This is a genomic window from Streptomyces sp. AC512_CC834 (assembly GCF_019049325.1).
Taxonomy (GTDB): Bacteria; Actinomycetota; Actinomycetes; order Streptomycetales; family Streptomycetaceae; genus Streptomyces.
The window spans coordinates 328,836-341,611 of record NZ_JAGMUO010000065.1 but is presented as its reverse complement, the minus strand read 5'-3'; the positions used below and the strand labels follow the sequence as shown (position 1 = coordinate 341,611).

Here is a 12,776-nt window from a genome sequence, read left to right as displayed (position 1 = left end):
CGCTGCGGGGCGCGTCGTCCCTCAGGGGAACTGGACGACCTTGGACGGCACGGTGTCCGTCCCCGACGTGGCCGCGCCGGTGTCGTTGATGACATGGCGGTACTGGCCCATGCCGCCGAGTGAGATCACCTGGAGGTGGCGCATCCTGACGCCCGGCTTGACCGGCACCTGGAACCCGTGGTGCTGGACGATGGTCGGGTCGGCGGTGAAGTTGCAGTAACTGCCCAGCGCCACCGCGTCGTGCACGTTCACCGAGTCGGCGACCTTGTAGGCCGCGTAGCCGACGATGCCGTCGTGGGTGACGGCCGCCTCGTTCGGGACGTCGTACGCCTTCTCGTTCTGGAAGAAGATCGTCCGGCCGCGCTCACCGCTCCAGTAGACGTCGTACTTGTTGAAGTGCTCGACGAACAGACCCGTCGCGAGGACGTCGTCGCCGTTGACCCGCAGACCGTAGTCGGCGCGGTTGGTCTCCCAGCCGACGCCTTCGCCGTGGTCGGCCCGCCAGATCCAGGTGTGGTCGATGATCACGTCGTCGCTCTCGACCACGACGGAGTCGGTGGCTCTGCCCGGTCCCGCGCCGCCGACGCGGATGAACACGTCCTGCATGGTGGTGGGGTTGGCGGAGTGGTCGGCGTTCCCGCCCGGCGTCCCGATCCGCAGCAGCGTGTCGGAGTTCACCGGACCCGCGTCGATGAGGAAGCCCGCGAGCCGCACTCCGTCGACGTCGGCCACGTGCATGGCGTCCACGCCGCCGTCCGGGATGATCGTGGCCAGACCGAGCCCCAGCACGACGGTGTTGGCGCGGTCGACCTCGATGGTCTGGTCGATGTGGTACACGCCGGGCGTGAAGAGCAGGTTGAGGCCCTGGTCGAGGGCGGCGTTGATGGTCGCCGCCGTCGCGCCGGGCTTGACCACGTAGAACTGGCTGAGCGGCAGGGACGTCCCCCCGGCGTTGGCGGGCCAGGAGACGCCGCGGGCGTTGGTGCGCTTGGCGGGCACCCGCACCTTGTACTCGGTGCCGTCCAGGTAGAGGAAGGGCTTCTCGCGCGAGATCGGCGTGGTGTCGAGCGTCGTGTACGGACCGGTCTCGAAGTTGCTCGCCGGCGCGCCCTCGACACCCGTGAACGTCATGTTCCAGACGCCGTTGGTCCAGCCGCCGACGGAACTGTCCCGGGTGTACCACTGCTGCTGGGAGTAGGGGCCGACCGTGCCGTCGATCTTCGAGTCGGCGATGTAGCCGCCGGAGGCCCAGCCGTAGCCGTTGGGGGCGAGGTTGAGGCCGCCCTGGACGTGGATCCGGCGGAACGGGGCCGCCTGGGCCACCGCCCAGCGGTTGGTGCCGTTGACGGGTCTGATGGCGAGGTTCTCCGCCGAACGCCAGAAGTTCTGGGTGGCGTTGCCGTTGAACCAGCCGGCGTCCACGGTGATGTCGCCGTTGATCTGCGTGTCGTCCGGGTTGAGACCGAGGCCGGAGATGGAGGTGTAGAAGCCGAGTTGGGCGTTGATGCCGTTGTAGGTGCCCGGCTTCAGCAGGAACTGGTAGCGCTCGCTGCCGAACTGGTTGGACTCCTGCTGGGCGAAGACCTGGTCGAACCTCTGCTGGAGGTTCGGCGTGGAGGGATCCACGACGATGACGTTCGGTCCCAGGTCACCGCCGCCCTCGACCGGGGGAGTGCCGGTCGTACCGGTGTGCACGGCGACCTCCCACAGCGAGTAGCCGTAGCCCGTCGCGCGGGCCGTGCCGTGGACGCGTACGTAGCGGCCCGAGCCGCTGACGTCGTAGGAGGCCTTGCCCCCGGTGGCGCCGGTGACGCTCTTGAGGGTCTGCCAGTTCTGACCGTCCGAGGAGGCCTCGATCCGGAAGTCCTTGGCGTAGGCGGCCTCCCAGTCGAGGTCCACCTCGCACAGGTCGCGTACTGCGCCCAGGTCGACCCGCACCCACTGCGGGTCGGAGGCCTGGCTCGACCAGCGGGTGCCGGCGTCACCGTCGAAGGCCGCGGCGGCCGGCGTCCCGGCATTCTCGACGGAGGAGGCGGAGGCGGGCTTGCCCAGGGCGGCGTTGGCGGTGTCGCAGGAGCCGCCGGGCGTGGTGGGGCCGGTGGTACCGAAGACCTGGAACTCCCACAGGGAGTAGCCCCAGGGGGTGGCCCGGTGCACGCCCTGCATGCGGACGTACCGGCCCTGGCCCGAGACGTCCAGCGTGTCGGTACCGCCGTCGCCGCCGGTGACCGTCTTCGCGTCGGACCAGGTGCTTCCGTCCTGGGAGAGCTGGATCTTGTAGTCCTTGCCGTAGGCGGCCTCCCAGTCGAGTTCGACCCGGGTGACGGAGGCCGTGGCGCCGAGGTCGACCTGGAGCCACTGGTCGTCGCTCGCGGCCGACGACCACCGGGTGTTCGTGTCGCCGTCGACGGCGTTGGCGGAGGACGTCGAGGCGTTCTCGGCCGACGACGACGTGGCCGTCCGGCCCTGGGAGAGGGGGGTGTCGGCCGCGGTGGCCGTCATGGGCGTGGGCAGGGTGACGAGCGCCGCCGTGGCGACGAGCGCGACACCCAAGGATCTGAGTCTCATACGTGAGCTTTCTGCGGGTGCGGACAGGGGAGCACCCGGCCTGCCTGGCCGGGTGCCGGTGCCGGACATGCGCGCAGGAAACGAACAAGCCTGCGCGGTCACTTAGTTCAAGGTGTGATTTAAGTGGTGAGGCATCAATCAGGCAAGAGTTCGGGCAAGAGTTCGGGCAGGACTTCGCGAGGAAGGGGGTGCCGGACGGCGGGTCACCGCTGCCCCGCCGCCGGGGTGAAGACTCCCGCCCGTGCCGCCGCCACCGCGGCCTCGGCGGCACGGTCCGCCGTCGCCTCGTCGAGCGGGTCGTCGGTGGTCAGCAGGCGGTAGTAGAGCGGGGCGGAGACGGCGCGGATCACCTCGCGCGTGTCCGTGCCCTCGGGCAGCTCGCCCCGCTCCACGGCCTGCCGGGCGCAGGGCTCCCACTCCGAGACGCGGACGTCGTAGAACCGGCGGAGGGCGGCGGCGGCCTGCGCGTCGGACGTCGCGGCGGCGATCACCGCCTTGAACAGCGCGCCCTGGCGCGGATCGGCCAGCGTGTGCCGCACCAGCCGGGCGTTCGCGCGCAGGTCGCCGAGGAGCGAACCGGTCTCCGTGCGGGGCAGCGACTGCTCGGCCATGTCCATGAGCAGGTCGGCGACCAGGTTGGCCGGGGTGCCCCAGCGGCGGTAGACCGTCGTCCTGCCCACATCGGCGCGGCGGGCCACGTCGGCGAGGTCGAGGCCGGCCAGGCCGTGCTCCGACAGTGCGTCCCCGGCGGCCCGGAGTACGGCGGACCGCACCCGGGCGGTGCGGCCACCGGGGCGGAGGGTGCCGGGGCCTACGCTCTCGGACGTCATAACGGTACTCCGGTTCCATTAGAGGGCTGGTCTCTGTTACTCTGCGAACACCGTAACGGTACTACAGTCCCGTTAAAGTCTTGACGAGGGGATGCGGTTGTGGAATTCAGGAGACTGGGCACGTCCGGGCTCATGGTCCCGGCACTGAGCTTCGGCGCGGGTACCTTCGGCGGGCGCGGAGAGCTCTTCGGCGCCTGGGGCGACACGGACGCGGCGCAGGCACGCCGACTGGTCGACATCTGCCTGGAAGCCGGGGTGACCATGTTCGACACCGCCGACGTCTACTCCGCCGGGGCGTCGGAGGAAGTGCTCGGCGCCGCCCTCGAGGGACGCCGTGACCAGGTGCTCATCTCCACGAAGGCGGGCCTCCCGACGGGAGACGGCCCGGCGGACGCGGGGACCTCGCGGGCACGTCTGATCAAGGTGGTCGACCAGGCCCTGCGCCGGCTGGGCACGGACTACATCGACCTCTTCCAACTGCACGCCTTCGACGCGGGCACCCCGGTCCACGAGGTGCTCGCCACGCTCGACGACCTCGTACGGGCCGGGAAGCTCCGCTACACCGGTGTCTCGAACTTCAGCGGCTGGCAGCTGATGAAGTCGCTGGCCGACGCGGACACCCACGGGTACCAGCGTTACGCGGCCCACCAGGTCTACTACTCCCTCGTCGGACGGGACTACGAGTGGGAACTCATGCCGCTCGGTCTCGACCAGGGTGTCGGAGCCGTCGTCTGGAGCCCGCTGGGGTGGGGGCGGCTGACCGGCCGGATCCGCCGCGGCCGGCCCCTCCCCGCCGGCAGCCGACTGCACGCCACCGCCGCCTACGGTCCGCCCGTGGCGGACGACCTGCTGTTCCGGGTGGTGGACGCCCTGGACGCCGTCGCTGAGGAGACGGGCAAGACCGTGCCCCAGACGGCCATCAACTGGCTGCTGCGGCGTCCGACCGTCTCCTCGGTCCTCATCGGCGCCCGCAACGAGGAACAGCTCCGGCAGAATCTCGGCGCCGTCGGCTGGTCCCTGACGCAGGATCAGGTGGCCAGGCTCGACGCCGCGAGTGCCAAGGCCGCCCCCTATCCGTACTTCCCCTACGAACGACAGGAGGGCTTCGCCCGGGTCAATCCCCACCCCCTGCGCCGGATGGGCGCCGACGCGGGTGCCTGGCACGGCTGACCCGGCGTGGTCCGGCGCCGCGGAGCACGGTTTGTCAGTGTCGTGCTGAAGAATGCGGGCAAGCGAGATCAACACCGGCCGGACCGGGTAGGCGGTCTCGAGTCACCGACCTGGAAAGGCCACAGCCGATGCCGCCCACCGTCGTCCGCCCGCAGACCGCCGACTTCCGTGTGACCGGGCGCCGCGCACAGCCCGCTACGCCGCTGCCCACGGGCACCCCGTCCGCCGCCGTCCGCCGACCGCCCCGCCCGAGCACCCCGCTCGGCGCAGGTGAGGCCGAGGTCCTGCGGATCGTCGCCGACGCGCGTACCCCCGTCTTCGTCACCGTGCGCGAGGGCGGCCGGCGCAGATACAGCTACTGGCGGCCGCTGGACTCCGCCACCGGCCGAGGGGGCTGCTACGTCGCGCTGCCCACCGCCCAGTGCGACATGCTGCACGCCGCCGGCCGGATCACACTCGGCGAGCCCCTCGCCGATCCGGCCCGGACGACCTACCGGGTCCGCGCCGCCCGCACCCCGGCGGCACCCGTACGCCCGGACGCGGAACGGGCCCGCGCCGCGTGAGACGGGATCGAGCGGCCACAGGCGGTGCGGCGGGCCCGGGAGCGGTGCCGGCGTGGGTGGAAGGACGGGAGCGCCGGTGAAGCCCGAGCGTGAGGACGCGGCGAAGAAGCACGACGACTCCGAGGCGGCCGGGGCCGGGGCACCGGCCGGGGAGCCGACCGAGGGCGATCTCCTCGACGGCCTGCGGATCGACGAGCGCAGACCGGAGAAGCCGATCCTCCTCAACTCCGAGGGGACCCCCATCGACACCTGGCGGGAGAACCACCCCTACGACCGCAAGGTACGCAGGGCCGACTACGAGCGGCGGAAACGGGTCCTGCAGATCGAGTTGCTCAAGATGCAGCGCTGGGTCAAGGAGTCCGGGCAGCGGGTCGTCGTCCTGTGCGAGGGCCGCGACGCGGCCGGCAAGGGCGGCACCATCCAGCGCTTCACCGAACGCCTCAACCCCCGCGGCGCCCGCGTGGTCGCGCTGGACAAGCCGACCGAGCGGGAGGCGGGACAGTGGTACTTCCAGCGCTACGTGGCCCACCTGCCCGCCCGCGGCGAGATCGTCTTCTTCGACCGCTCCTGGTACAACCGGGCGGGCGTCGAGCGCGTGATGGGATTCTGCACCGAGCCCGAATACCGCGCGTTCCTCCAACAGGCACCGGCCTTCGAGCGACTGCTCACCGACGACGGCATCCTGCTGGTGAAGTTCTGGTTCTCCGTCTCCCGGGCCGAGCAGCGGACCCGTTTCGCGATCCGCCGGGTCGACCCGGTGCGCCGCTGGAAGCTGTCGACGACGGACCTCGCCTCGTTGGATCTCTGGGACGACTACACCGCGGCCAAGGTCGACATGTTCCGGGCCACCGACACACCGCACGCGCCCTGGACGGTGGTCAAGAACAACGACAAACGCCGCGGTCGCCTCGAGGCCATGCGCAGCCTGCTGGACCGCTGCGACTACCCGGCCAAGGACCACCGGGCCGCGGGCAGCCCCGATCCGCTGATCGTGGGCGCCGCCGACACCCTGCTCGAGGCCGACGAGGAACCGGTCGACCTCTCGCCGACACCACTGGCCGGGCAGGGCGGCGGCCCGGGGACCCACCCGGACGAGTCGCCCTGAGGCCGCCCGTCCAGGCGCCCGGCGCAAGGGGTGTCGTGTGGATCAGGCCGGTTCCAGGCAACGGTGCCGTGTTGCCGACCCGAGCGGGGGAGAAGCCGAGCGTGGGGGAGCGTGCAGTTGCAAGGCGGAGGAGGGCGTGCCGGGCCTCGCTCGGGGCGGCAAGATCCAAACGAGACCCCCGGGCGCCGACGGCGGGTCCCGGCTCGGCCCCGGCTCGCATCAGTGCCTCAGCGGCGCACGCAGCGCGGGATCCGACGCCGCACGCCACACCGCGGGCAGCTCCCGTTGGCGAGCGTCGGCCCCGGCCCGTTCCCGGCCGTGCAGCAGTCCCCACGTGAACGCGGACTCTCCCGCCCCGTGGGCGGCCACCGCCAGCCCCCGCAGAGTGTCCTGGGCGACCACGGCGTCCTGGTGCTCGCCGAGCAGCTGCTGCACCGCCTTGGCCCGCTTGCCGAGCCGGGCGACGGGCTTGCCCAGCGCGGGACGTGCGACCTCGGCCGCGTAGCGGAGCTTCTTGGCCGCCTTGCGCGCCTCGTGCAGCTCCGTCTCGCGCGACCGGCCGGCCGGCCGCGCGAGCGCGTGGTCCATGCGCCCGGCGAGACGGTCGTACTCCTTGAGCACCGCCCGGGCCATCGTCCGGGCCGGCTTCCCCGCGGCCCTGGCGCGCAGGGGCGGCCGCCGGACCAGGGAGTCCAGCGCGTCCAGGAGACGCAGATAACGCGGCGTGTCCAGGGCCTCCCGCGTCCGGGACCGCACGTCGCCGCCCCGGGAGACTTCCCACACCCGCAGCCGGGCGGCGACAGGTCCCAGCACCAGATCACCGGGCAGTTCGTCCAGCGCGGTCCCGATGCGCTCCCGCAGCACCTCCTGGTCGCGCGCCACCCCCAGCTCACCCGCCAGCCACTGGAGTTCCGCCCGCACCGGATCGGTCACCCGTCGGTCCAGCACCGACCGGTACGAGCGCAGACAACTGCGCAGCCGACGGCACGTGACACGCATCTGATGCACCCCGTCGGGCAGGTCACGGCGGACCGCCGGGTCCAACGCCACCAGGATCCCGACCTGCTCCCGCAGGTACGCGAGCACGTACGAGCCGGGGGACCCGGGGACCACCCCCGAAGGCCGTGACCGCTCGGCCGCCGATCCGGTGTCCCGCAGCGCCCGCGCGAGCTTGGACGGGCTGTCGGCACGGACGATCCCCTTCTTGCGGAGCTTCCTCTCGACCAGGTCCAGCAGCCCGGCGTGGACGCCGTCGGCGAGTTCGACCTCCAGCTCACCCCACTCGGCACGGCCGCCGCCGGCCGCCGTCGACTCCGCCCGCACCTCGTCGAGGCTCAGCTCGGCGAGCACCCCGCCCTCGGCGTCGCGCAGCTCTCGCACGGCCCGGACGGACCGGATCCGTACGACCGGACGCAGCTCGGCGCCCCGGGTTCGCGACAGGACCAGCTCGCGCAGCGCCTCGGGCACCTCGTCCGACAGCGGCGCCCACACCTCCTCCCGGGTGTCCCCGGCGAGCGGCAGCTTCAGGTGCCAGCCCGCGTCCGGACCGCCCGTACGGCGGCGCAACGTGGCCGAGGACCCGGCGAGCCGCAGATCCACGGTGTCGTGGTACACCGCGTCCAGCTCCACCGGCTGGGCCGTGGTGACCGAGGAGACGGGCCCGACGCCGGTGAGGTCCGGCAGCCCGGCGACGCCGCCGGAGGGCGGCTCGTACTTTCGCTCTGTCTCGCGCTTCGACTGGGTCATGTTGTGTCCTTCGACCCGATCCGCCGGATCAAACCCCTTTTCACGCGTGCCACTGTCGCGGGTGTCTAACCGCCGGCGACGACCCAGGGGCGCGGATCGGTGTAGTACCCGTCGAGGATCACTTCGAAGTGCAGGTGGGGGCCGGTGGACAGGCCGGTGGAGCCGACCCGTCCGATCGGCGTGCCGGCTTCCACGGTCTGTCCCACGGCCGCCTCCAGCGCGGACAGGTGACTGTAGGTCGTCTGCACCCCCTTGCCCTGGATGGTTCCGTGGTCGATCACGATGCGGTTGCCGTACGCGCTGGTGAGCGCCGCGAAGACGACGCGGCCCTTTCGTGCCGCCACGACCTGCGCACCCTGGGGCGCGGCGAAGTCCACGCCCGTGTGCAGCTTGGTCACACCGGTCAGCGGGTGCTCGCGCGACCCGAAGGGCGAGGTGATGGTGAGCGGGCTCACCGGCGCGGTCAGGAGGGCGCCCGCCGCCCCGCCCGCGCCGCCGCCGGAGTCGTCGCGGTCGAGTGCCAAGTAGCGCGGGATCAGTGCCTGGACCTCGTCGAGGTACGTCTTCGCCTGCGCGGGAACCCGCCCCGCCTTCGTCACGGCGTCCTCTCCCGCGGCGTACGCGGCGAGGGTCAGTTCCACGAGGTCGCCGTTGATCCTGCCCTCGGTGCGCAGTTCGGTCATCTTCCCAGCCAGGGAGCAGTCCCGCCGGCCGAGCGCCATGATGGCGTCCGCCGGATCGTGGGGCGAGGAGTGCCCGTTGCCGTCGTCGTCCTTGCCCCAGCTCCGCCACTCGCCGTCGGTGAACCCGGCGATGCCCTTCTGGCCCGAGAGCGCGTCCGAGTCGTCGCTCCAGCCCGAGAGCTGGTCGATCTGGGCGGCGAGCACGGACGGCTCCACAACGGCGCAGGCCGAGGCCGCCTTGCGCAGCCACGGGACGTACGAGGGGTCGATGTCGACCGAGGTGGACGGGTCGGCGTCGGAGTCGTCGGGCCAGGGATTCGGCAGTCCGCCCAGCGCGAGGAACGCGGCCACGCCGGTGACCGTCACCAGGGCGGGCAGCAGCAGAAGCGTGACGGGGCCGGGCCCGCGCCGCTTTCGCTTCCGGGGCTGTTCCGGTTGGACCGGCCGCTGCTCGTCCGACTCGTCGGCCGGCTCCGCCACGGTCAGCTGTTCGTCGTTCACCTGGGCGCTCGCCGGGACGTGATGCTCACGAGGGGACGGTATCGCCGCCCTCCGAGGGCGTCAGGAGTCCCCGAGGCACAAGGAGATGCCCGAACGGGCAGCCCGGGCGGCCCGGCCGCGCCCCGGATCAGGCACCGGATCAGGTCCCTGATCGAGGTCCCGGGCGAAGGTCCGTGGCAGTCGGGAGGCGACCGGGTCTGGCAGGCGGCCGATTACTCCGATAGCTTGCTGGTGCGGCCCCGCGTTCTCCCCCGTACGCGGGGCCGCACCAGCGCGCGATCCGGTCCGCCGGCTCAGAGGGCGAGTACGCTCCGCAGCCCCGGTTGCAGCCGGTCCCCGTGGGCGCGGACCATGTCGTCGCACAACTGCCAGATCTCCTCGACCCGCAGGGTCGCCGCCGTCGCCGGGTCGGCCATCGCGGCGTGCCTGATGTGCCGCGGGTCGTCCTCCGTCGCCGCCCGCACCACCAGGTCGGTGGTGCTCAGGTAGGCCCGGTTGAGGGCGGCCAACTGCGGGGGCAGCGCGCCGACGCGGGTGGGCTGGATGCCCGAGGAGTCGACCAGGCACGGCACTTCGACGGTGCCCCGGTCGGGGAGGTTCTCGATCAGACCGTGGTTGGGTACATTGCCGTAGACCGTGCGGGGCGTGCCGGTCACGACGCTGTGGATGATCTGCGGCGCGTACTCCATGGTGCCCTCGACGGTGAGCGGCGCACCGCACGCCAGCGCGTCGCGGGTGCGCTCGTACTCGGCCACGTTCTCGTCCACGATGCCCAGATAGGCGCCGACGGGCAGCCGCAGCCGGTCGATCTCGCTGTCGTGGTGCAGGTACCAGGGGACGTACTCGGAGGAGTGCTCGCTGGTCTCCGTCGGGTAGTGCCCCAGCCGCCGGTACATGTCCATGCGGACCCGGCGGCGCAGTTGGGCGTCCTCGGCGATCAGGGCGTCGAGGCGTGGGTGGAGGTCCTTGCCCTCGTGCTCCAGGCGCAGCACCCACGCCTGGTGGTTGACGCCCGCGGCCTGGTAGACGACCTCCTCGTAGGGGACCTCGAGCAGCTCGCACAGGCCCTGGACCGTCCAGTAGACGGAGTGGCACAGTCCCACCACCCGCGTCAGGCCGGTCGCCTCGGCGAGGTACTGGACGTTCATCGCCATCGGGTTGGTGTAGTTGAGCAGCCAGGCGTCCGGGCAGGCCTCGGCGATGTCCTGCCCGAGCGCCTTGAGCAGCGGGAAGGTGCGCAGCGCGCGGAAGACGCCGCCGACGCCGAGGGTGTCGCCGATGGTCTGGCGCAGTCCGTAGCGGGCCGGTACCTCGAAGTCGGTGCGGGTCGCCTCGCCCATGCCGACCTGCACGATGTTGATGACGAAGTCGGCGCCGACGAGCGCCTCCCGGCGGTCGGCGTGCGCGGTGACCCGCGGGCGGGCGCCGCGTTCGGCGGCGATGTACTCGGCGGCCGCCTTCGCGGTGGCCAGGCGTTCGGCGTCGATGTCGTGCAGCGCGATGTGCGCGGACTTCAGCTCGTCGAACGCGAAGAGGTCGGCGAGCAGGCCCTGGGTGAAGACGACGCTGCCGGCTCCGACAAAGGTGATCTTGGGCGCGGTCGGGTGGGCGGTGCTCATGCGGGGTTCTTTCCGTTGCGGGTGACCTGGGTGAACGTTTCGTCCCAGGTGGACAGGGCGCCGCGCACAGCGGCGAGTTCGAAGGTGTCCGGCATGGCCTTGCCTGAAGTGGCGGCCGGGGCGGGCGCGGCGGTCAGCCCTTGAGCCCGCTCGAGGTGATCGACTGGATGAAGGTCTTCTGCGCACCGAGGAAGGCGAGCAGCACCGGAAGCACGGTGATGACGTTGCCGGCCATCACCGCGGCCCACTGGGTGTGGTGCTGCCCCTGGAACGTGGTCAGGCCCAGTTGCAGCGTGTACTGCGTGTCGTGGTTGATGGCGATCAGCGGCCAGGTCAGGTCGTTCCACGTGGTCAGGAAGGTCAGCACGGCCACCGTGCTCAGCGCCGGCCGGGACAGCGGCAGCACGATGCGCCACAGCACCCGCAGCCGTGAACAGCCGTCGATCCAGGCGGCCTCCTCCAGCTCCCGGGGCAGGGAGAGGAAGAACTGCCGCAGCAGGAACACCGCGAACGGCGTGACCAGGGACGGCACGATCAGCGCGCCCAGGGTGTCGATGAGCCCGAGCTTCTTCATCACCAGGAACGTCGGGATCATGGTGAGCTGGAACGGCACCGCCATGGTGGCCAGCATCAGCCCCATCAGCACCCGCGAGCCCGCGAACCGCATCCGCGCGAAGGCGTACCCGGCGAGCGAGCCGAAGACGAGGTTCGCGGTGACGGTGACGGCGGAGACGATCAGCGAGTTGACGAACCAGCGCGGGAACATCGCGTTGCCCAGCACATAGCGGTAGCCGCCGAGGTCGATGCCGGACGGCCACAGGGCCGGCGGGAACCGGTTGATCTCCGCGTTGCTCATCACCGAACTGAGCACCAGCCAGACCAGCGGCACGGCGAACACGAGGGCGAGCGGCGCGAGCAGCAGGTGCCAGGGACTGAACGGGAGCCGCGGACCGCGCCGTGCGCCGGCGGCGGGCGCCTTCACGAGAGCACGGGCGGTGCCGGCGGTGTCGGGCGGGGTGGAGGTCGCCGTCATGATCGGGCCCCTTCGAGACGGTGGCGTCCCCGACGCCGGACGATGCGGACGGCCCCCGCGACCAGACCGAGGGCGACGGCCAGGACGTAGGCGGCCGAGGCCCCGTATCCGGCGGTGGCGTCCTTGAAGGCCTTCTCCCAGATGAAGTAGACGATCACCGTGGTCGAACCGAGCGGACCTCCCTTGGTCGTGACGTACACGAGGTCGAAGACCTGGAGGGACTGGATGGCCTGCCACAGCACGAGGAAGACGGTGACCGGCGTGAGCGTGGGCAGGGTGACGTGGCGCAGCAGGTGCCGGCGGCCGGCGCCGTCGAGACGGGCCGCCTCGATCAGGGACTGCGGCACGTCCTGGAGGGCGGCGAGGTAGACGACGACACAGAAACCGGTGCCGCTCCACAGGGTGATCGCCACCAGGACCAGCAGCGCCTGGGAGGGATCGGACAGGAAGCCCTGCGAGGAGACGCCGAGGTGGTGCAGCACCGAGTTGGCGGCGCCGAACTCCGGGTCGAGAATGAAGGAGAACAGCACGCCCTGCGCGGTCGCCGACAGCACGAACGGCACGAAGATCAGGGTGCGGTAGAGGCCGACCAGGCGGATGCGCCGGTTCAGCACCAGGGCGAGGGCCAGGCCGAACAGCAGGCTCAACGGCACGTACAGGACCGTGTAGAGCAGCGTGTTGCGGACCGCCTGGCTGAAGTTGGGATCCTGGGCGAGGGCGCGGTAGTTGTCCAGGCCGACCCAGCGGCTGGGCGTCACGAGGTCACTGGCCTGGAAGGACAGCAGCAGCGACCAGACGACCGGGACGATGCTCAGACCGAGGACGATCAGGACCGCCGGTGAGACGAACGCCCAGGCGGCGGTGGTCTCGCGCCGGCGCTTGCGGCGAAGTGGCCGTGGATCCGGTGGCGGACCCTCGACGGTGATGGGGCGGGGGAGGCGCGGCATGGCGGTGTGGC

The 12,776-nt window shown here is 71.6% G+C and carries 10 protein-coding genes; 3 read left to right on the top strand and 7 right to left on the bottom strand.

The features are described 5' to 3' along the window. Window positions 1-21: 21 nt before the first annotated feature. Window positions 22-2,568 carry a discoidin domain-containing protein gene (locus tag KUM40_RS23685; RefSeq protein ID WP_217168107.1) on the bottom strand — a complete coding sequence of 849 codons (2,547 nt, stop codon included), beginning with the start codon at window positions 2,566-2,568 and terminating at the stop codon, window positions 22-24. A gap of 203 nt (window positions 2,569-2,771) precedes the next feature. Beyond that, window positions 2,772-3,398 carry a TetR/AcrR family transcriptional regulator gene (locus KUM40_RS23680; protein WP_217168106.1) on the bottom strand — a complete coding sequence of 209 codons (627 nt, stop codon included), beginning with the start codon at window positions 3,396-3,398 and terminating at the stop codon, window positions 2,772-2,774. Window positions 3,399-3,497: 99 nt separating this feature from the next. Between KUM40_RS23680 and KUM40_RS23675 the strand changes: the two genes are divergently transcribed. The 3 genes from KUM40_RS23675 to ppk2 all read left to right on the top strand — a co-directional run bounded on the left by KUM40_RS23675 (window position 3,498) and on the right by ppk2 (window position 6,236). Further along, a complete protein-coding gene (locus tag KUM40_RS23675; RefSeq protein WP_217168105.1) occupies window positions 3,498-4,568 on the top strand; it encodes an aldo/keto reductase in 1,071 nt (356 codons plus the stop codon). 128 nt (window positions 4,569-4,696) lie between these two features. Next, the gene (locus KUM40_RS23670; protein WP_217168104.1) at window positions 4,697-5,131 is read left to right on the top strand and encodes a hypothetical protein; all 435 of its coding nucleotides are present in this window, start codon (window positions 4,697-4,699) and stop codon (window positions 5,129-5,131) included. 76 nt (window positions 5,132-5,207) lie between these two features. After that, window positions 5,208-6,236: a polyphosphate kinase 2 gene (gene ppk2 / locus KUM40_RS23665; RefSeq protein WP_217168103.1), complete on the top strand. Its 1,029-nt coding sequence runs from the start codon at window positions 5,208-5,210 to the stop codon at window positions 6,234-6,236. Window positions 6,237-6,455: 219 nt separating this feature from the next. On the opposite strand, the gene KUM40_RS23660 is transcribed toward ppk2, so the two are convergent. From KUM40_RS23660 to KUM40_RS23640, 5 genes are all read right to left on the bottom strand, one after another. Beyond that, on the bottom strand, window positions 6,456-7,982 hold the full coding sequence (locus tag KUM40_RS23660; protein WP_217168102.1) for a CYTH and CHAD domain-containing protein: 1,527 nt from the start codon (window positions 7,980-7,982) through the stop codon (window positions 6,456-6,458). 65 nt (window positions 7,983-8,047) lie between these two features. Then, window positions 8,048-9,166 (bottom strand): M23 family metallopeptidase, encoded by a 1,119-nt coding sequence (locus KUM40_RS23655; RefSeq protein WP_217168101.1) that lies wholly within the window; start codon window positions 9,164-9,166, stop codon window positions 8,048-8,050. A gap of 293 nt (window positions 9,167-9,459) precedes the next feature. Continuing rightward, a complete protein-coding gene (locus KUM40_RS23650) occupies window positions 9,460-10,785 on the bottom strand; it encodes an alpha-glucosidase/alpha-galactosidase (RefSeq protein ID WP_217168100.1) in 1,326 nt (441 codons plus the stop codon). 133 nt (window positions 10,786-10,918) lie between these two features. Then, window positions 10,919-11,818: a carbohydrate ABC transporter permease gene (locus KUM40_RS23645; RefSeq protein ID WP_217168099.1), complete on the bottom strand. Its 900-nt coding sequence runs from the start codon at window positions 11,816-11,818 to the stop codon at window positions 10,919-10,921. Further along, window positions 11,815-12,765, bottom strand: a complete 951-nt coding sequence (locus tag KUM40_RS23640) for a carbohydrate ABC transporter permease (RefSeq protein WP_217168098.1) — start codon at window positions 12,763-12,765, stop codon at window positions 11,815-11,817. Before KUM40_RS23640 ends, KUM40_RS23645 begins: the two co-directional genes overlap by 4 nt. Between the last annotated feature and the right edge of the window lie 11 nt (window positions 12,766-12,776).

Bases quoted from the DNA above. Each gene is read 5' to 3' on its own strand.
- KUM40_RS23685 (WP_217168107.1), bottom strand. From the start codon at position 2,568: ATGAGACTCAGATCCTTGGGTGTCGCGCTCGTCGCCACGGCGGCGCTC.
- KUM40_RS23680 (WP_217168106.1), bottom strand. From the start codon at position 3,398: ATGACGTCCGAGAGCGTAGGCCCCGGCACCCTCCGCCCCGGTGGCCGC.
- KUM40_RS23670 (WP_217168104.1), top strand. From the start codon at position 4,697: ATGCCGCCCACCGTCGTCCGCCCGCAGACCGCCGACTTCCGTGTGACC.
- KUM40_RS23660 (WP_217168102.1), bottom strand. From the start codon at position 7,982: ATGACCCAGTCGAAGCGCGAGACAGAGCGAAAGTACGAGCCGCCCTCC.
- KUM40_RS23650 (WP_217168100.1), bottom strand. From the start codon at position 10,785: ATGAGCACCGCCCACCCGACCGCGCCCAAGATCACCTTTGTCGGAGCC.
- KUM40_RS23645 (WP_217168099.1), bottom strand. From the start codon at position 11,818: ATGACGGCGACCTCCACCCCGCCCGACACCGCCGGCACCGCCCGTGCT.
- KUM40_RS23640 (WP_217168098.1), bottom strand. From the start codon at position 12,765: ATGCCGCGCCTCCCCCGCCCCATCACCGTCGAGGGTCCGCCACCGGAT.